Raw genomic sequence first — 20,132 nt, 5'->3', positions numbered from 1 at the left:
TATTTATGAATAATAAGTACTTTTAGAATTCAAGGGCACAAGCAGCTTCAATTGATTTAGAGCGCTTGTGCTCTTTTGTCATAGTTTAAGTCATTATAGCAAATTTATTATAATCTCGCTCGCTTATATTTTCCTAAGCCGGCTATAATAATCATCGTAATACCCACAATAATTAGTAGATTTTGATTTTCTTCACTTGTCTTCGGTAACTCTTTATTTGTGTTTTGCGTTGCATCTGGATTATTAATATTAGTAATATTAGCTGATTCATTGCCCTCGTCGCTTGGCTTTGGCTCTTCAACGATAGCTGTCTCTATTTTTTTAAAATTAGCTAAAAAAGTTTCGTCCCCACTCACAATATAAGCTAATAAGTCATCTGAAGTATATTCCTGCCCTTTAGAATCAGTCCAATGACTAAATTCATAACCATTATTTGGAATTGGGGTTGGAATAATATTTAATTTGCTGCCGTTAAATAATATTTGAGCCTCAGCATTGACAAGAGTTCCGTTTTGGTCGGTATTAAATTGAATGGTATAAGTAGCAATGGGTTCTAAGCTTACTGTAACTGTCATCAGGGCATTTGTGATAGATTGTGTCGCATATTGATAGCTCAATTCAGTAGGCGGTGTACTTGAATCAACTTCATGATTAAAGGTAACAATTCCTGTGATTGGATCAAGCGTTACATCAGGAGTCGTGATAGTTAGGCGATTCAAGGAATCGGCAGTTAAACCGAGCTGCTTTAAATCTACCTGCCAAGTATGATTGAAATAAGTTCCAGCATTAGTTGTTTGAGGAGATAATATATTGATTCCCGCAATTGATTGTAAATCTAAAGAAGTGAGGTGATTATTGCTAATCGATAGAAACTGCAAGTTATAAAGAGAATTTACATCTAGGCTAGTCAATTGATTATTATCTAACGCTAAAAATGATAGATTAGATAATTCGGACAAATCAATGGTCGTTAATTGATTATCTCCTATGGATAAACCTCCTATGTTATTTAATCCTGAGATATTTAACAAAGAAATTTGATTGTGAGAAGCATAAACATTTTGTAAATTAACTAATCCAGTTAAATCCAAGGAAATTATACTATTATTTTCAGCAAATAAAGTATGTATATTTGTAAAAAGATTAATTCCTTTTAGTGAAGAAATATTTTGAGAAGATACTGTAATTGCTGTAACACCTGAAATTTCTGATTCAGACAAAATACCGTTTTGATCTGTATCAATATATAGTGAAATATAGTTTCTAAAATTGTCATCTGGAAACTGAGCTGAATCTACAGTGACATCTGCATAAGCAGAATGTCCGCCAATAGTTAAACTCAGCAATGTCAGGGCAAATCCTGTTAGGCATACTAATAATTTTTTCATCTTTTTCTCCTAATTTTTAATTTTTAATAAAGAATAAATATAATAATTTGCATTAACATAACCAATTTTCAAGTAAACTTATTTATATTAGATATTTGTTCTTAGTCCAATATACGCCTGTTCGAGCTTGCTTCGTTAAATGTTGTGACTAATCCTCTGGAGAAACTACTGACTGACGAATTATATAAGGAACAATCTTATAAGTTACAATAGTAATTTTTTCATTTACTACCCCACTAACATCATCAGGAATGACATCGGAGTGATAATCATATAATGTTATCGTTTCATAACCGTTTGGGATACGATAGGTATAGGATAGTTGTACATTATTATCAAGGTTGTTTCTGATGGTAAAAGTGAACGAATTGGGTAGTGAGTATGATTCTCCAATTCGGGCAGGAATAGAGATTTCATTCACGGTTTCATTCTGTTCATATCGCTGTTCTGTATATTCTAATACAGTATGATACTCAGATAGGTTAGGATGATTTGTAACAAAAACGCCATTTTCAAGTGAAGAAAAGTCAGGAATCGTAAATGGGTTACCATAACTATCCACGAATTTGACAATAATTATGGCACTCTGATCCATCTCACTATATACAAAAGTGACGCTCTGCTCTTTTGAAGTAAAGGTCCCAGTTGGATTGCCTTGAACCTCTTTAAAAGTATAACCTTCAATGTCCTTTTGGACTGCTTCAAATGAGTCACCAATATTACCCGCTAAGATCACCGAAGCTGAGAGTGCAGTCCCGGTCTCATCAATATAATTGACTATCACATTTGCGGCTGGAACAAGATTTCTTGTATATACAAAAGTGACGCTCTGCTCTTCTGAAGTAAAGGTCCCAGTTGGATTGCCTTGAATCTCTTTAAAAGTATAACCTTCAATGTCCTTTTGGACTGCTTCAAATGAGTCACCAATATTACCTGTTAAAATAACTGAATCTACAAGCTGATTACCAGATTCATCCACATAGCTAGCCGTTAGATTGGCGCCTGGGATTGGATTTTGATTATCTTTAAAGCTATGAAGAAAACCAAAATATTGATAACCAGAAATTTCGGGTATACTTTCTGAATAGATATCTCCAAATGAATAAAGGGTTATTTTAGTATCAGGAAAAACAGTTCTATTTGTGGCAAATACATTTTTTACCATGCCGATAGTCCCTGTAGCAATGATAAACAAAATAATTATTTTATTCCGTTGCCATTTAAAGAATTTATAAATAAAAATCATAGCTACAACCATCACAATAATACCCAAAATAAGAAAAATATTTTTTGACTGTTCGCTTGTCTTTGGCAGCGAAGCTGCTACAGGCATACTATTGGAATCTATTTTTTTGTAAACAAGAATAAATGATTCGCTATCATGTTGAATGATATTTCTAGGAATACCCTCTGTAATCTCATTTTGTTGTTCTCTACTCAATGAATTATAGTCAACAAAATCAGTTGATACGGTTGAAACATTATTTTCCGCAGCATTGACTGAATATTCTCCAATCAAAATTATCCCAAATAATAACATAATAAAACTTATAAAAAATACCAATATTTTTTTCATAATCCCCACCTCATTTAATAAAAAATTAATCTAAAATTTTATAAAAAACAAAAAAACTAATTTTATAAAATTATCATGATTTCTAATTCCATTAAAATTATTAATGCTTACTCACTTGTATAAATATACTTTTTTTCTTATAATTACCATTATAGCTGTTATTTATTTTTCAATAATTTCATTTTTTAAACATTTCAATATCATTTTTTTCCAATATATTTTATAGCGTTAAATATTAATAAAATTATAAAATAAGGAGTAAATTATGTTTTATAATACTTATCAATTAAGAAAGCTAGAGCTACTACACATATTAGATTCTGAAAATCGAGATTATACTATTTCGGAATTAGCTACGCAAATCGGAGCTGCTAATGTAACGGTTAAAACAACTCTATACGACTTAAATATTGATTTGCAAAGATATAATATCCCCTTGGAAATACAAATTAAAAAATCACCTACATTGAGTGCATATTTGATGCACGAGCATAATACCTCATTCTATACGCTGCTAACTGAAAGATATATTAAAGAAAGTATTACCTTTCAAATATTAAATTTACTTTTTAGAAATAAATTTTATGATGTTAAAATTTTTGCAAAAAATCATTATATTAGTACAACATTGATCTATAAAAATATAAATGAAATTCGGAGCGCTTTAAATGCCTTCAATTTAAAAATTAATCTATCCTCCAATAACGAATTATTAGGCTCAGAAAGCCAGATTCGCTATTTTTATATACTGCTATATTGGGAAGTGTATAGAGGAGCCCACTGGCCATTTGAGTTTGATAAAAAAATAGCGATAGAAGCTGTTGAAACGATTGAAAATATTTTTAAAGCTTCCTTTTCCATTATGCAAAAAGAGTTCTATTATTATTGTGTTGGCGTTTGCATTGCAAGAATTAGTTTAAATCAAACCATAAAAGCGCCATTATTTTCATATCAATTCACAGCCGATCTAAAATCTATCTCATCCATTGATGATAATCTATTTAACAAGACAAAAAATTTAAAAAATAAAGCACTAATTAGCAATGAATACCATGTGTTATTGTTATTTTTTTATATTTTTGATGATCGAAATATCTTAGCTCATCAATCTGAGAAAAATTTCTTAGAACGAACCCAAGCAATAGACATTCAATTGTTTAAGGCAATTTCTCTTTATCTTAATCATACTTTTTATACAATGTATAAATTAATTTTGGATAAAACCTTAAAGGATCAATTACTACAAAATGGCATAAAATTAATTATCCGCTACACTTTCTTTAAAGGAAATATTAACTCTTTTAGATTAAAAAAAACAGATTCAAAGGCTAGTATTGAATCCCATGTTCTAAACGACTTCGTTAGCCGAATAGACATAAATCGAGCAAATAAGAATTTAATAAAAATGATCAAAAAATCACCCGATTTCCTAAATATTTATCATCATTTTTTATTTAATGAAATCGAAAAACATGGTTATCTTCCTAAAATAGACATTTTATTAATTTGGAATACTGAAGATGAGCTTGCCCTTAGGAAAACTATACAAAATTATGCACCCTGTAAAATCCAGTTTCACACTACATTATCTCCGGAAAAATTAGATTTAGTTATTTCTAATTCAGTTATTTTTTTCCCAGCTAATGTGACTTCAGCTTATCTAATTAATCAACGTTATTCAAAAAGAGATATTCTTTTTTTAAAGCAGCAATTAACTAAGCTATATATTGAAAAGATAAAAAAATTATTCTCTTAATAAAATAAAAAATAATTTTAATTTTTTCACATATAAATTTAATATAACACACAAATATTATTCTTTGGATTATATTTTTTTCAAAAATAATAAAAAAAAGTGTAATCTTGTCAATAATAAAATTATTATTAAAAGAATATAATAAAAAACAGATGGGAGGTTATTTTATGACTAAAAACAAATTGGTAGAAGTATTCAAAACACTTGTTGCAATTGATTCCGTGTCAGGTAATGAAAAAGAAATTCATGACTATTTAAAAAAAATTTTTTCATCTTATGACTTAAAAATTACTGAAGACGATAGCATGCAAAAAACAGGACTTGGTGCTAATAATTTGATTGCGACTTTACATGGCAATCCTGACAAAGAACCTTTGTTGTTCTCGTCTCATACTGACACAGTTGTTCCTGGAACTGGAGTGCGAGCTGTTGAAAAAAATGGGATTCTCTATTCTGAAGGCGATACAATTTTAGGAGCAGATGATAAGGCTGGAATTGCCATTATGATTGAAGCAATTAGACGAATTCGGGCATTAAAGCTTGATACTGGCGATTTAGAGTTTATCTTATCTCCCGGTGAAGAAATTGGGTTAATTGGATCTTCTGCCTTGGATATTCAATTAGTAAAATCTAAAATGGGTTATGTCCTTGATAGTGCCGGTACTGTCGGTAAGGTAACCATTGCCAGTCCTACTCTTTTTATGTATGAAGTAAAAATCACTGGTCATTCTGCACATGCAGGATTAGAGCCTGAAAAAGGAGTATCAGCAGTTGATATTTTGACCAGTGCACTCACCAAAATAAAAACAGGGCGAATTGATGAGCAAACAACAGCAAATATTGGAGTAATTCAAGGTGGTGAAGCGACCAATATTGTGATGGATCAATTAATAGTTAAGGGTGAGGTGAGAGCAATCAACCCAACCATCGCAGAGACTTTAATTTCAGAAATGAAATCGGCTTTTGAAACTGCAGCTACCACTTTTGGCGGTAAGGTCAGCATTGATCTTAAAAAAATGGCTACAGGATTTAATATTTCTGATGATGAGGTGATTATGCGCTTACTTGAAGCCGCAGCAAATAATTTAAACTACACAGTCATAAAAGAAATAAGTGGTGGCGGTAGTGATGCAAATATATTTAATGAAAAAGGTAAAAAGGTTGTCAACCTTTCAATCGGCTATGAAAAAATTCATACAACGGATGAATATATTCCAATTGAAGAAATGGAAAGGGCTGTCAATTTGGTTCTTGAGCTAGCAAAAAATTCTCCACCAAAGGAGAGGTGATTTTATATGGAAAAACAATTGAAGCAGGCAATAAAAATTACTGCTGCTGTTTTTCTTTTGGCACTCAGCATTAATATGTTTTTAGGACCCCACCATATAGCTGCTGGTGGTGTCAGTGGAATTGGTATTTTACTTGAGTTTGCTTTTGGCATAAACCGTGCTTGGATTGTCCTTTTCTTGAACCTTATAATGCTCATTCTAGCGGCTATTTTTTTAGGAAAAAAAGTATTTCTAAATACACTTTTAGGTAGCTTGCTTTTCCCAATTTTTTTAAGAATTATCCCAGAAATAATGCTGACCCAAGATCGATTATTATCTGTCGTATTTGGCAGCGTCGTATTCGCCGTCGGAGTAGCTATTCTTTACAAAATTCAAGCCTCTAGCGGTGGTACAACTATTCCACCATTAATTTTAGAGAAGTATTTTAATATAAGTACTTCGTTAGGTTTATTTTTAACAGATGTTATCATCGTGTGCATGAACTTATATTTTTTTGGATTTGAGGAATTCCTTTTTGCAATTCTCTCAATTGTTATCACCTCAGTTGTAATGAATTACATAGAAACTGGACTAAAGCGGAAAAAAGCAATTATGATTATTAGTCAAAATCATTCAGAAATCCTAAAAAAAGAGTTATTCGAAAATATAAATCGAGGTATGACACTTTTTAATGTTCGCGGTGGTAACCTTGAAGAAAATAAAGAAATGATTTTGATGGTGATCTCTGGAAGGGAATATCCCGCAGTAAAAGAAGTTATAGATAAAATAGATCCATCAAGCTTTGTAATTATATACAATGTCGCAGAAGTTCATGGACTAGGATTTAGTTATCATCCTATTCAGTAATTGGAGGAGATATTATGGAACCAATTTTAGCCTTTACAATTGTTATGTTAATTTGGACAATCGGGGAATTCGTATCCATTAAAACTAAAGCGTTAATTTCAATGATGCTTGTCGCTTCAATGATTTTTCTAATCGGATTTGCCGGAGATTTTTTACCTCATGACTTGATTCAAAATTCAGGATTATTAGGTCTAGGGAATGCTGTGATTGGTGTTATCATCGTCCATCTTGGTACAATGATGAGTATGGAGGATTTAAAAGCACAATGGCGAACTTTTGTGATTGGCTCAGCTACTGTTGTCTTAATGACTATTACCTTAATTCTATTAGGAGAAGTTTTCTTTGATCGCAATATTGCAATTGCAGGAACCGCAGCAATCACAGGTGGTACCTTATCCATATTAATGGTACAGGATAAAGTATCTGATATTATGAATGCAAATGGTAGCTTAGGAATGCTCTCGGGCTATCTTCTAGCCGTTTTTCCATTACTCGTATTAAATTTAAAAAATTTAGTCGGCTTTTTAGTAACCTCTAGTATTTTGAAAAAAGAAGCATTACGGGTTCGTGGAGAGTATCGAAAGGGTAATCTTAAATTTTACGAAGAAGAAGTAAAAGAAAACAATAAAACCGATCATGAAAGTATCTTACCAGATTTCCTTCAAACGTCGTATGGTACATTATTTCTCTTAGGGTTGACCGTTTATATCGCCAGAATCTTGAGTAATTTGACTGATGGCTATCTTAATACCTTTGTAATTGCATTATTGTTTGGTATTGCACTTAGACATTTTAAAATCTTGAAGCCAAATGCATTATCTACTACTGATTCATTCGGACTACTTATGATTTCAATCATGGTCATTGCCTTTGGTCCATTGGCAGATATCGTCCCTTCCGATTTACTTAATTTAATTTGGCCAATTGCATTTTATTTACTCGCAGGTGTTGGCATTATCTTCCTAGCTTCTTATTTTATTGGCAAATGGGTTGGATATTCTGGTCCCCTATCCATAGCTGTCGGTATGACTACATTATTTGGATTTCCAGGAACAATGGTTTTAACCAAAGAAGCTGCTGCAGCAATCGGAGAATCTGAAGAAGAAATTGAAGTAATCGAGCAAAACATACTTCCAATTATGGTGACGGCAGGTTTTTCAACCGTTACAATTACTTCGGTAATTACGGGAGGATTAATTGTTGGTTTAATGATAGGATAATCAATTCCATAGAAGCAATTATACTTCTTTAATATTAAAAAATAATTGGAAGGAATGGTAATCATGAAAAAAAGTTCTATATTAGATTTTATTTTAGGCATAACATTTTTATTTTTAGGAATCTTTTCTTTAAATAGACCAGCAAAAACTTTAGGGATTCTTGTGATTTATTTTGGTGTTTTAGCAATCGTTAGGGGCTTTACTAGTATTTTTGGACTAGAAATTAATAATAAAGAGAAACCAACTGGACTGCGCATCTTTTTAGGGGTTATTGATATCATAATTGGATTGGCATTGGTTTCAAATTTAATTCGCGGTGCTTTATTTTTAGGTATTCTATTCTCAATATGGTTCATGGTTGAAAGTATCATTAACTTATTTATAAATACTCGTTTTAGTAATAATAAAGGTTTTTTTAAGATTTTAATCTTAATTTTTGATCTATTTTGCTTTGCGTTTTCGATAATATTACTATTTAATCCTTTAATTGCAGTCTTAACACTTCCAATATTAGTAGGATTTTCTGCTATTTCTTTTGGAATAGCTCTTATTTTCCAAGGCATTCGGAGATGATAAATTAGACTTATTCCTTAATACAATCATTATTAAAAAATAAAGGTAAGTGAGTAGTCATAATAATGCTACTTCACTTACCTTTATTATATTGCTAACTACTGAATACTCTGACAGAGTAAATCAGTTTAAGCTTGTCCACCATTTTTCTTGATGATTTCTTCCTGAACAGATTTTGGAACATCTTCATAATGATCAAATACCATCATAAATGTACCACGTCCCTGTGTTGCTGAACGTAATGTTGTTGCATAACCAAACATTTCAGCCAATGGGACAATTGCATTAACGATTTGTGAGTTACCATGCGCTTCCATACCTTCAACACGACCACGACGACTTGTAACGTGTCCCATGATATCACCTAAGTAATCTTCTGGAACAGTAATTGTCACTTTCATCATTGGCTCTAAAATAACAGGATTTGCTTTTTTAGCAGCAGCCTTCAATGCCATTGAAGCAGCGACACGGAACGCTGTTTCATTTGAATCGACATCATGGTAAGAACCATCATAAAGCTTCGCTTTAATATCAACTAATGGATAACCAGCAAGTACACCGTTATTCATTGATTCAGCTAATCCTTTTTCAACTGCTGGAATGTATTCACGAGGCACCACACCACCAACAATTGCGTTTTCAAATTCAAAGCCTTTACCTTCTTCATTTGGTGTAAATTCAACCCAAACGTGACCATATTGACCTTTACCACCAGACTGACGAACAAATTTACCTTCAGCTTGGGTAACAGGCGCACGGAAGGTTTCACGGTAAGATACCTGTGGTGCACCAACGTTGGCTTCAACCTTAAACTCGTCTTTCATACGTGTAACTAATACGTCTAAGTGCAATTCACCCATACCAGAAATAACAGTTTCTCCAGTTTCAACGTTTGTTTCAACACGGAATGATGGATCTTCTTCGGCAAGTTTTTGTAAGGCAACGCCCATCTTATCTTGGTCTGCTTTTGATTTAGGTTCAACAGCAACTTGGATAACTGGTTCTGGAAATTCAATACTTTCAAGAATAACTGGTGCATCAACTGCACACAATGTATCACCTGTTGTCGTATCCTTCAAACCAACAGCAGCAGCGATATCACCAGAATAAACTGAATCAATTTCATTACGGTTATTCGCATGCATCTGTAAAATACGACCAATACGTTCCTTTTTACCCTTTGAGGCATTTAACACGTATGAACCACTTTCAAGGACACCAGAGTAAACACGGAAGAAGGTTAAACGACCTACAAACGGGTCAGTCATCACTTTAAATGCTAATGAAGCAAATGGTGCAGAATCATCAGCAGGGCGAGCTGTTTCTTCATCAGTTTTAGGATCAATTCCTTTGATTGCTTCAACATCTAATGGTGAAGGCAAGTAATCAATAACTGCATCAAGCATCATTTGAACACCCTTGTTTTTGAATGCTGAACCAGCTAAAACAGGGTAAAATTCTACTTTAAGAGTGGCTTGACGAATACCTTCTTTTAATTCAGTTTCAGTGATTTCTTCACCTTCAAGATATTTCATCATTAGGTCTTCATCAGTTTCAGCTACTGCTTCGACTAATTTTTCGCGCCATTCTTGAGCTAATTCAAGGTAATCCTCAGGAATTTCAGTTTCTTGAATATCAGTTCCTAAGTCATTGGTATAGATTTCAGCCTTCATTGTCACTAAGTCAATTAAACCTGTAAAATCATCTTCAGCACCAATTGGAATTTGAATTGGGTGTGCGTTAGCTTGCAAACGATCATGCAAAGTACTTACAGAGTATAAGAAATCTGCACCGATTTTATCCATTTTATTACAGAATACGATACGTGGTACTCGGTATTCAGTAGCTTGACGCCAAACTGTTTCAGTTTGTGGCTCAACACCTGATTGTGAATCCAAAACAGTAACTGCACCATCTAGTACACGTAGTGAACGTTGAACCTCAATTGTAAAGTCCACGTGCCCTGGTGTGTCGATGATATTAACGCGGTTACCCTTCCATTGCGCAGTTGTAGCCGCTGAAGTAATTGTAATACCACGTTCTTGTTCTTGCTTCATCCAGTCCATTTGTGAAGCACCTTCATGTGTTTCACCAATTTTGTGAATTTTACCAGTGTAGTAAAGTACACGTTCTGTTGTTGTTGTTTTACCAGCATCAACGTGAGCCATGATACCGATATTACGAGTGTTTTCTAATGAAAATTCGCGTGCCATTTAAAGATTTCTCCTCTCAGAAATGAGTTAATTTATGCTTATTTATTATAGCATGATTTATTAAATATAAGAAAATAAAAAGCTGAGATTTGACCTCAGCTTTGGGGCTATTCAGCCGAAATTTGTAGCTATTCTTACCATCTGTAATGTGCAAAGGCACGGTTTGCTTCTGCCATTTTATGTGTGTCTTCACGTTTTTTAACTGAAGCACCAGTATTGTTAGCTGCATCCATAATTTCTTTAGCTAAACGCTCTTGCATTGTATGTTCTCCACGATTACGAGAAAATGTTACTAACCAGCGTAAGCCTAAAGTCGTACGACGCTCTGGACGAACTTCGATTGGCACCTGATAGTTAGAACCACCGACACGGCGAGCTTTAACTTCAAGTACAGGCATAATATTTTCCATTGCTTGTTCGAAAACTTCTAATGGATCATTACCTGTTGTTTCTTTGATTTGTTCAAATGCTTTATAAACGATATTTGCAGCAATACCGCGTTTCCCATCTAACATAATACGGTTAATTAAACGAGTAACAATTTTTGAATTGTATAATGGATCTGGTAAAACTTCGCGTTTTGGCGCTTGCCCTTTACGTGACATCCAAATTCCCTCCTGTACATTTTTTAAAATTTAATCAGTATATAAGTTTCAGTATTTTAAAAGTTTTGGTAGCTAAGTCCTAATTATTTTTTAGGCTTCTTAGTTCCGTATTTAGAGCGACCTTGTTTACGGTCTGTCACTCCAGCAGTATCAAGTGCGCCACGCACAATATGATAACGTACCCCTGGTAAATCCTTAACACGACCACCACGTAATAAAACAACGCTATGCTCTTGTAAGTTATGTCCAATACCTGGAATGTAAGCTGTCACTTCAATTAAGTTAGACAAGCGTACACGTGCGTATTTACGCAATGCAGAGTTAGGTTTTTTAGGCGTCATCGTACCAACACGAGTTGCTACACCACGTTTTTGTGGAGAGTTCACGTTAGTCAATACCTTTTTATGACTGTTATAGCCTTTGTTTAAGGCAGGTGAGTTAGATTTTTCTACTTTTGATTTACGAGATTTACGTACTAATTGGTTGATAGTAGGCATTCTAAATATTCCTCCTGTGCTTTTTTTGTATGCTTATAATACTAGAATGTGATTGTGCATCCGCTATCCTGTCAGCACGTCCCCTTGTACATCGGAAGACCAAGCGCAAAATACACCTTTGCTATCATACCACCTTTACACCCTACTAGTCAAGGGCTATACGAAATAAATACATTTAAAGTTTGAATCCTTGAACTCATCTTTTAAGGCGTCCTTTAGTTGCTTGAGTTGCTAAACCATCTTGCTCATGGATGCGCAACAGAAGTACAGACATTGGTTGGTTTAGCCCGTATACTAAAAACAAGTCGGCATGGCAAAAAAAGTGGCACCGAAGTACCACCTTACTTTTTAAATTGAGTCACCATTAAATATTGAATTTTTAACAATTACATAATCTACCTTGGTAATCGATTCCAAATCACGACCACCTGCGTACGAAATCGCACTCTGTAAATCCTGCTCCATTTCTATCAGGGTATTCTTTAGAGGCCCTTTTGTTTCAACCTCAATCTTTTTACCTTCGACATTTTTATATTCCCCTTTTTGAAATTGAGAGGCTGAGCCATAATATTCCTTCATCATCTTACCGTCTTCACGAATAATCACATCACCGGGCGACTCATCATGACCTGCAAATAATGAACCAATCATTACCATAGTCGCACCAAAACGAACTGATTTTGCAATATCGCCATGCGTCCTAATACCACCATCGGCAATAATTGGCTTACGTGCTGCTTTGGCACACCATCTCAACGCCGCTAGTTGCCAGCCACCTGTTCCAAAGCCCGTTTTTACCTTAGTAATACAAACCTTTCCTGGTCCAATCCCAACCTTAGTTGCATCCGCTCCAGCATTTTCAAGCTCACGAACCGCCTCCGGAGTACCAACATTCCCCGCAATCACAAAGGTTTCTGGCAAATTAGCTTTAATATATTGAATCATTCTAATCACTGACTCTGAATGACCATGCGCAATATCAATCGTGATATAGTCTGGGATTAATTTTTCATTTACCAGCTGGTCAATAAAGTCATATTCATATTCCTTTACACCAACTGAGATAGAAGCAATTAATTTTTTCGCCTGCATTGCTTTAACAAAATCAATTCGACCTGCTTCATCGAAACGGTGCATAATGTAGAAATAGCCATTTGATGCTAAAAATTCAGCAATCTCTTCGTCAATAATCGTCTGCATATTGGCAGGAACCACTGGAATTTTAAAAGTATGCTTTCCAAATTCAACCGTTGTATCAGCCTCACTACGTGAATTGATAATACACTTGTTTGGAATTAGCTGGATATCCTCATAATCAAAAACCGGCATAAAATTGTTCATAAAAAAACACTCCTTATATGATTATTTGAGATACCCACCCCAAAGCACGTTGACTTTGAACTACTTTACCATCAGTCTGATTCTCCAGCAAAGCTTCCATAAGATAATATAAAGAGAGTCGGTGTCATTTTCAATCAAAGCAGGCAATTTTATATATATTTTTAAGAAAACATTCGGATTTCCATCAAAAAAGCCGAAAATTTCAGTTGAATTTTCGACTTCGCCTAACTATTTATTTTGTTGTTTGTCTTTCTTCGATGGTGTAAGGTAGTACAACTGTCTTTTCATCCAATGCTTCTTTATTAATCAATTTTGTTAATAAACGAGTAGCAACTGCACCTAAATCATAAATCGGCATCGCGATACTCGTCAATTTTGGACGCGTATATTGTGTGATTAGTGAATCATTACTTGTAATAATTTCAAACTCCTCTGGTACCTTAACTCCTTCATCTAGTAGAGTGTTCAAAAGGCCCACTGCTAATTGATCATCAGTTACAAATGCTGCCGTCGCACCTGATTTATAAATACGCTGCCCAATTTTTAGTCCTTCATTATAATTATAATCTGCTTCAAAAATTAAGCTTTCTTGATATTCAACACCATTTTTACGAAGTGCTTTTTTATACCCAGTTAAACGATCCTTACCATTAATTGGATCTACAAGTGGCCCTGATACAAAAGCAATTTTTTTATTATGCTCTGCAAGAATATTGACCGCCGCTGTTGTTGCACGGATATAGTCAATATTGACTGATCCGACCTGTTTATCTGGATCAATTAAACCCGCTAAAACAACAGGTGTTTTAGATCGTGAAATTTCAGCACGGAGCGCATCAGTGATCCGATGACCAAGGAAAATAATGCCATCCACTTGTTTAGCTAATAAATTGTTAAAGACATGAACCTCTTTTTTAGGATCCCCATCAGAATTGGTCAGGATAATATCGTATTTATACATCGTTGCAATATCATCGATACCTCGAGCCAAGGTTGAGAAATAAACGTTGGCAATATCTGGAATAATCACACCAATCGTTGTTGTTTTTTTGCTTGCTAAACCACGAGCAACCGCATTAGGACGATAATCTAATTTATCGATAACTTCTAATACGCGTTCTCTGGTCTGTGGCTTAACATTAGGATTGCCATTAACCACTCGTGATACTGTTGCCATAGAAACATTTGCCTCTCGTGCAACATCATAAATTGTTATTGATTCATTTGCCATTTTCATCATCCTTTATTTTTTTCTGAAACTTTCATTTTCATTTCATAGGTTATAATAACAATATTTTAAAGCGTTTTCAACTATTTTCCATATTTTTTCACATTTTTTAAGAATGAAAAAAGTTATAAAAAAATACCTTAGAATTAATAGCGTTTTCTAAGGTAATATTAATAATCATGATTTAATTCTTAATGTTTAACTGGATGTACAATTTGACGCTGTTTTTCAATCACTTTTTTTAGAGAAAAAATAATAACACCTGAAATTGTGGTTAAAATAATACCCTGTATTAAATTAAATGGTAGAACACCAGCAGTAATATAAGTTGAGGGCAATTCATAATTCATAAGCTTACTATATAAAGGCATCGCATAGACAATATTGAGAACTGTTGTAACTAATGTTAAACTGATTGTTCCAACTGCACCGCCAATAAAATAATCCTTAACAACAATTTGCTTCGCTTTCTTTGAAAAATACCAAATGCCTAAAATAAAGATTGTCATTGCAGCAATATTCATCGGTAAACCGATAAATGTTGAAATATCTGGTGCGATAAATAAATGAATCAAACTTCTCAGCATTAATATCGAGATTGAACTCGATAGGCCTAAGGTATACAGTCCAACAATTACTGGAATAATTGATAAATCGACCTTTAAGAACGGAAAGGCTGGAATAATCGGAAATTGAAATATTTCCATAAACAGAACCGAAAAGGCCGTTAGCATTGCAACAATTGCCATTTGACGCGTTTTTTGATTTGACATAAAAAAATCCTCCTAAATTTTCATCAAATTTAGGGAGTTTTGTTCTGCTAAACGAAAAAAACTGCTCACCAAAAAAGGAGAGCAGTGAAATCACTAGCTAAACTTACTTCTCCCATCCAGACTTTACTGTCGGTATCAGAATTTCACTGATTCAACCTGTTAAGGTTCGCAGACTTTAACTGCCGGTCCCGAATTTCACGGTGCCCTGAAGACTATTAAATTTTTATTACCATATCATATTAGCATATTTTATACTTAGTGTAAAATAAAACATTCCAATTACATATAAATAGCATACAATTCCCATACTGCCCAGTGAAAAAATAACTAATTGGTTACTTACCTAAACAAAATTGACTAAAAAGCTGCGTAATTAATTCATCCTGTACACTATCTCCAACAACCTCACCCAAATAATCCCAGCATCTTGTCATATCCATTTGAACAATATCAACTGGCATGCCTGCTTCAATGCCTGCTTCAACCTCATCTAATGAGGCCTTGGCCTTTTCAATTAGGGAAATATGACGAGTATTAGATATATACGTTGCATCTTGATTATTTAAATCACCTGCTTCAAAAAATAATTGACTAATTGCTGTTTCAAGCAAATTTAAATTATCCTTATTTAAAACCGAAATCAACAAAGGCTTGTCAATACCTAGCATTTTAAGTTCTTCTAAATCTAATTGTCCCACCAAATCAGTTTTATTTAATAAAACAATTCGTTTATGATTGTCTGTCAGCTCAATTAATCGTATGTCCTGTTCAGTTAAAGTTTCACTGGCATTTAATACTAATAAAATTAGTTCCGCCTCGTCAAGCGCTTGTCTAGAGCGTTCAACACCAATTTTTTCTACAATATCATCCGTTTCTCTAATACCAGCAGTATCAATTAATTTCAAAGGGACACCATTGATATTCACATATTCTTCAATTACATCTCTCGTTGTACCAGCTATTTCAGTTACAATCGCCTTATCTTCTTGAAGGAGATGATTTAATAACGATGATTTACCTACATTAGGACGACCAATAATTGCTGTTTTTAAACCCTCACGTAAGATTTTACCTTGCTTCGCTGAGCGCAATAGTGCATCCAAATGCTGATTAACCTCGCTCGTTTTCTCTAGCAATAATTGTGTTGTCAAGGTCTCAACATCATCATACTCTGGATAATCGATATTAACTTCAACTTGCGCTAAGGTTTCCAAAATTTCTTGTCGCAAATGGCGAATCAGCTTAGATAAATCACCATCTAACTGACTCACAGCAACCTGCATTGCTTGGTCAGTTTTTGCTCGAATGACGTCCATAACTGCTTCGGCCTGTGATAAATCAATTCGACCATTTAAAAATGCACGTTTAGTAAATTCGCCCGGCTCAGCTAGACGAGCACCTTGACGAAGCAATAATTGCAAGACCTGATTAACAACCACCGTTCCTCCATGGGTATTAATCTCTACTACCTCTTCACGAGTAAAGGTTCTAGGCGCCCTCATGACAGAAAGCATTACCTCATCTAAGATTTTTGCACGTTTCGGATCAAAAATATGACCATAATGAATTGTATGACTGCTGACTGAAGATAAGTGACTTTCACCCATATTAAACACTGAATTGGCGATTCTTACTGCTTCACTACCTGATAATCTCACAATACTAATTGCTCCCTCTCCAGGTGGGGTTGAAATTGCTGCAATCGTATCAAACTCTTTAATTATATTACTCATAATATTAATACTTCCTTTTTGCTTGATGATTTACTTTATTCTATCACAGAAAAAAAAACACAGTTAGTTGGAAGAAAATATAAAATAAAAAGTACAGATGCTATGCACCCATACTTTCAAATTTTATATATTCAACGATAATTATGCTGCTAAAGTCTTACGACCTTTTTGGCGACGTTTGCGTAAAACACGACGACCATTTTTAGTAGACATACGTTTTCTGAAACCGTGTACTTTTTGACGTTTACGTTTGCTAGGTTGATAAGTGCGTTTCATAAGTTCAATTACCTCCGTTTAAGTTTTATGTTTATCTTAGAGTGTTCCATCAACTATTAAAACATACTATGATAGTATAGCTTCTTTTACGATGGTTGTCAATCTAATTTCTGTTTAAATTTGCTTTTTGGATTTTTGAATTACTAGATAACGGTAGGGCTCTTCCCCCTCTGAATGCGTTGTTAAATAAGGATTTTTAGCAATCACACTATGCACTAATTTTCGCTCATACGCAGGCATCGGCTCTAAAAATTCTGGATTACCAGTTCTTTGAACCTTCTCACCTGTCCGAGTAGCTAGCTTAACTAAAATTTCCTTTCGCTTTTCACGATAAGAACCAATATTAACTATTAAATTAATTCGCTCCTCAGTATGACGATGGACAAAGACCTGCGCTATATATTGTAAGGCATTCAAGGTCTTACCATGCTTACCGATTAACGTACCCTGTTTTGAAGTTTCTAAATCAAGACTCAAATTTCTACCAGATTCTTTAACCTTGATTAAGGTCGGAACTCCCATTTCCTTAGTAATTTCACTTAAATAAATTGATAATTTTTCAGCGACCTCATGAATTTCTGGAATACTTTCCTGATTATTAATTAACTCTTTACTACTCTCATTTAAAAGCTCGACAGCTAAATCAGGCACAGTATTGGAAGTAGGATCATTAGAAATAATCGTTTCCGTATAGACTTCTTCTTGAGCAATAGGCACAATTTTATCAGATTTTTGTTCAAAAATCTTTTTTTTCTCAAGCTTTGAAACCTTAATATTGTTTGCTTCAGCCTCTTTAACTGCAGCAATTACTTGTGATAGCTCAACCGTTGCCTCAGAAGCAGTAGGTACCTTATCTGATTTGGCCTTGACCTCATCAGGAATACCACGAACTGCATGGCGATCTGCCTGTTGGCGAATGTGTGATGAAATTTCCTCAATATTAACCTTTGCCTCTTTTTTCCCAAAGCCAAAAAAACCGTTCTTTTCTTTTTGAATAACATTAATGTGCACACGCTCTCTCGGCAAACCAAGCTCCTGCAAGCCTTTATCAATCGCTTCATGAACATCTTTTCCACTGAAAATTGCCATTTCATAACTCCTTTTCAATAAGAATGAAAATACCCTATTTCTTTTTTTGAATTTTTTTCCGTGCCTTACGGATTCGTTTTTCCTTATCCTTCTCTACTTGAATTTTTGCTTCACGTTCCTTTTGTATTTTAAAGGGATTGTTCAATAGTAAAGTTTGAAAAACCTGATAGGCATTAGAAACCACCCAGTATAGCGAGACACCACTTGAAACAGAAAGCGCAAAAAAGAAAATCATAGCTGGCATCAAATAAGTCATTGATTTAGTCATTCCATTTTGCTCAGGAGATGATTTCATTGACAACCAAGAGCTCAAGAAAGTAAAAATAGCAGCTAATACTGGCAGAATAAAATACGGATCCTTTTCAGCAATGTTCAGCCACAAAAAATTACCAACCCTTAATTCAGGAATTCTAGTTAGAGATTGATATAATGCCCATAAAATTGGCATTTGAATTAACAATGGTAAGCATCCAATATAAGGATTAACATTATTTTCACTATAAAGGCGTTGTGTCTCTTCACCAACTAATCGTCTAGATTCCGCATCTTTACCAGGATATTTGGCTTGAATTGCTTTGATTTGTGGCTGTAGCTCCTGCGTTTTACGCGTTGACTTGGTTTGAAAATGCATCAACGGTAGTAAAAGTGTTTTAATAATCAAGGTGAAAATAATAATCCCAAGACCAACATTACCACCAATTGAAAGAAACTTAATCGCCTCACCAAATAAATAAACAAATTTTTCCCAAGCACCTGGTGTGTACTGGGTAATATCAGAACGGCCACAACCAGAAAGAAAAACTAATATGAAGCTGCCTAATAGTAATATTTTAGTCTTTTTTTTCATTAATATCATCCTCAAATAAATTAGCAATCCTTAGGACATGCTTTAAATTTTTTTTAAACTCATCAAATTCTAGAACATTAACCTCAGGACGAGCAATTATTATAAAATCAACATCACTTTTTAACGAACTGGAAAATTGATAAATAACCTGCCTGATTCTTCTTTTTACAAAATTTCGGTTAACTGCGTTACCAATTTTTTTCCCAACTGATATGCCAACTCGAAAATGTTTATTTTGTGAACGTTTAAATTGATAAATAATAAAATATTTATTCGCTATACTATTCTTCTGATCAAACACTCTTTGAAATTCAATTTCCGACTTTACACGATAGCTTTTCTTCACGAAGCACCGTCCTTCTAAATCCTCTAAATGTTATCATACCACAGAAAACCCTGATTTTTAACTTAAAAATAAAACCTCTTTATCTGTCATCATTTTGTAATATTTTCATCAAAAGCAATTAAACAAATCAGATTATTAAAAATGAGAACGTTGACAAGCAACATTCTCATTCACCAGAAAATTCATAAAGGCGGTAACCAGATTTGAACTGGTGATCAAGGTTTTGCAGACCCGTGCCTTACCACTTGGCTATACCGCCATTAATTAATAAAAAAACGCCATATCTTACAAGATGGCGTTAAAACTCCGGCAGTAGGACTCGAACCTACGACATCATGATTAACAGTCATGCGCTACTACCAACTGAGCTATGCCGGAATAACGAAAGAGATCAACTGATCTCTTTCTCTCGCATGGCAACTTCCTAGTCTCGCAGGGAGAAACCCCCAACTACATTCGGCGTGAAGAAGCTTAACTTCTGTGTTCGGCATGGGAACAGGTGTGTCCTTCTTGCTATCGCTGCCACACTGGGCGTC

18 protein-coding genes, 2 tRNA genes, 1 rRNA gene and 1 riboswitch are annotated in these 20,132 nt (G+C 34.3%); of the genes, 5 read left to right on the top strand and 16 right to left on the bottom strand.

The features are described 5' to 3' along the window. Positions 1–107 precede the first annotated feature (107 nt). Complete coding sequence (locus HOY35_RS00105) at positions 108–1,388, bottom strand: leucine-rich repeat domain-containing protein (protein WP_172209988.1); 1,281 nt, start codon at positions 1,386–1,388, stop codon at positions 108–110. Positions 1,389–1,536: 148 nt separating this feature from the next. Further along, the gene (locus tag HOY35_RS00100) at positions 1,537–2,964 is read right to left on the bottom strand and encodes a MucBP domain-containing protein (protein WP_172209987.1); all 1,428 of its coding nucleotides are present in this window, start codon (positions 2,962–2,964) and stop codon (positions 1,537–1,539) included. Positions 2,965–3,229: 265 nt separating this feature from the next. On the opposite strand from HOY35_RS00100, the gene HOY35_RS00095 reads away from it, so the two are divergent. The 5 genes from HOY35_RS00095 (at position 3,230) to HOY35_RS00075 (ending at position 8,648) form a co-directional block, all read left to right on the top strand. Next, on the top strand, positions 3,230–4,720 hold the full coding sequence (locus HOY35_RS00095; protein ID WP_172209986.1) for a helix-turn-helix domain-containing protein: 1,491 nt from the start codon (positions 3,230–3,232) through the stop codon (positions 4,718–4,720). Between the two features lie 167 nt (positions 4,721–4,887). Further along, positions 4,888–6,009, top strand: coding sequence for a M20/M25/M40 family metallo-hydrolase (locus HOY35_RS00090; protein ID WP_172209985.1), 1,122 nt, complete (start codon positions 4,888–4,890; stop codon positions 6,007–6,009). A gap of 6 nt (positions 6,010–6,015) precedes the next feature. Further along, the gene (locus tag HOY35_RS00085) at positions 6,016–6,855 is read left to right on the top strand and encodes a YitT family protein (protein WP_172209984.1); all 840 of its coding nucleotides are present in this window, start codon (positions 6,016–6,018) and stop codon (positions 6,853–6,855) included. Between the two features lie 14 nt (positions 6,856–6,869). After that, positions 6,870–8,075 carry a hypothetical protein gene (locus tag HOY35_RS00080; protein ID WP_172209983.1) on the top strand — a complete coding sequence of 402 codons (1,206 nt, stop codon included), beginning with the start codon at positions 6,870–6,872 and terminating at the stop codon, positions 8,073–8,075. A 63-nt stretch (positions 8,076–8,138) separates the two neighbouring features. Continuing rightward, positions 8,139–8,648, top strand: a complete 510-nt coding sequence (locus HOY35_RS00075) for an HdeD family acid-resistance protein (protein WP_172209982.1) — start codon at positions 8,139–8,141, stop codon at positions 8,646–8,648. Positions 8,649–8,776: 128 nt separating this feature from the next. On the opposite strand, the gene fusA is transcribed toward HOY35_RS00075, so the two are convergent. The 14 genes from fusA to rrf all read right to left on the bottom strand — a co-directional run bounded on the left by fusA (position 8,777) and on the right by rrf (position 20,123). Beyond that, positions 8,777–10,861, bottom strand: coding sequence for an elongation factor G (gene fusA, locus HOY35_RS00070; RefSeq protein WP_172209981.1), 2,085 nt, complete (start codon positions 10,859–10,861; stop codon positions 8,777–8,779). A gap of 134 nt (positions 10,862–10,995) precedes the next feature. Continuing rightward, positions 10,996–11,466, bottom strand: a complete 471-nt coding sequence (gene rpsG / locus HOY35_RS00065) for a 30S ribosomal protein S7 (RefSeq protein WP_172209980.1) — start codon at positions 11,464–11,466, stop codon at positions 10,996–10,998. Between the two features lie 83 nt (positions 11,467–11,549). Further along, positions 11,550–11,963, bottom strand: a complete 414-nt coding sequence (rpsL, locus tag HOY35_RS00060; RefSeq protein ID WP_172209979.1) for a 30S ribosomal protein S12 — start codon at positions 11,961–11,963, stop codon at positions 11,550–11,552. Positions 11,964–12,311: 348 nt separating this feature from the next. Next, a complete protein-coding gene (locus HOY35_RS00055) occupies positions 12,312–13,292 on the bottom strand; it encodes a GMP reductase (RefSeq protein ID WP_172210523.1) in 981 nt (326 codons plus the stop codon). Positions 13,293–13,536: 244 nt separating this feature from the next. Then, positions 13,537–14,535: a catabolite control protein A gene (gene ccpA, locus HOY35_RS00050; protein WP_172209978.1), complete on the bottom strand. Its 999-nt coding sequence runs from the start codon at positions 14,533–14,535 to the stop codon at positions 13,537–13,539. 188 nt (positions 14,536–14,723) lie between these two features. Next, a complete protein-coding gene (locus HOY35_RS00045; protein WP_172209977.1) occupies positions 14,724–15,305 on the bottom strand; it encodes an ECF transporter S component in 582 nt (193 codons plus the stop codon). 100 nt (positions 15,306–15,405) lie between these two features. Continuing rightward, positions 15,406–15,522: riboswitch (FMN riboswitch) on the bottom strand. A 118-nt stretch (positions 15,523–15,640) separates the two neighbouring features. Continuing rightward, positions 15,641–17,038 carry a tRNA uridine-5-carboxymethylaminomethyl(34) synthesis GTPase MnmE gene (mnmE, locus tag HOY35_RS00040; protein ID WP_172209976.1) on the bottom strand — a complete coding sequence of 466 codons (1,398 nt, stop codon included), beginning with the start codon at positions 17,036–17,038 and terminating at the stop codon, positions 15,641–15,643. A gap of 141 nt (positions 17,039–17,179) precedes the next feature. Then, complete coding sequence (rpmH, locus tag HOY35_RS00035; RefSeq protein ID WP_172209975.1) at positions 17,180–17,314, bottom strand: 50S ribosomal protein L34; 135 nt, start codon at positions 17,312–17,314, stop codon at positions 17,180–17,182. Positions 17,315–17,428: 114 nt separating this feature from the next. Then, a complete protein-coding gene (gene jag / locus HOY35_RS00030; RefSeq protein WP_172209974.1) occupies positions 17,429–18,403 on the bottom strand; it encodes an RNA-binding cell elongation regulator Jag/EloR in 975 nt (324 codons plus the stop codon). A 34-nt stretch (positions 18,404–18,437) separates the two neighbouring features. After that, entirely contained in the window at positions 18,438–19,250 is an 813-nt protein-coding gene (locus HOY35_RS00025; RefSeq protein ID WP_172209973.1) for a YidC/Oxa1 family membrane protein insertase, read from the bottom strand. Continuing rightward, the gene (gene rnpA / locus HOY35_RS00020) at positions 19,234–19,596 is read right to left on the bottom strand and encodes a ribonuclease P protein component (protein ID WP_172209972.1); all 363 of its coding nucleotides are present in this window, start codon (positions 19,594–19,596) and stop codon (positions 19,234–19,236) included. The genes HOY35_RS00025 and rnpA overlap by 17 nt, the downstream gene beginning before the upstream one ends. 188 nt (positions 19,597–19,784) lie before the next feature. After that, positions 19,785–19,855 (bottom strand) — tRNA-Cys (locus HOY35_RS00015). 45 nt (positions 19,856–19,900) lie between these two features. Then, positions 19,901–19,974, bottom strand: a tRNA-Asn gene (locus HOY35_RS00010). Between the two features lie 33 nt (positions 19,975–20,007). Then, positions 20,008–20,123: ribosomal RNA gene (gene rrf / locus HOY35_RS00005) — 5S ribosomal RNA — on the bottom strand. Positions 20,124–20,132 lie beyond the last annotated feature (9 nt).

Origin of the sequence: Enterococcus sp. MMGLQ5-1, from assembly GCF_013155265.1 — a bacterium.
GTDB lineage: Bacteria > Bacillota > Bacilli > Lactobacillales > Streptococcaceae > MMGLQ5-1.
The sequence above is the reverse complement of the archived record's forward strand: the minus strand, read 5'-3'. Positions and strand labels throughout refer to the sequence as shown.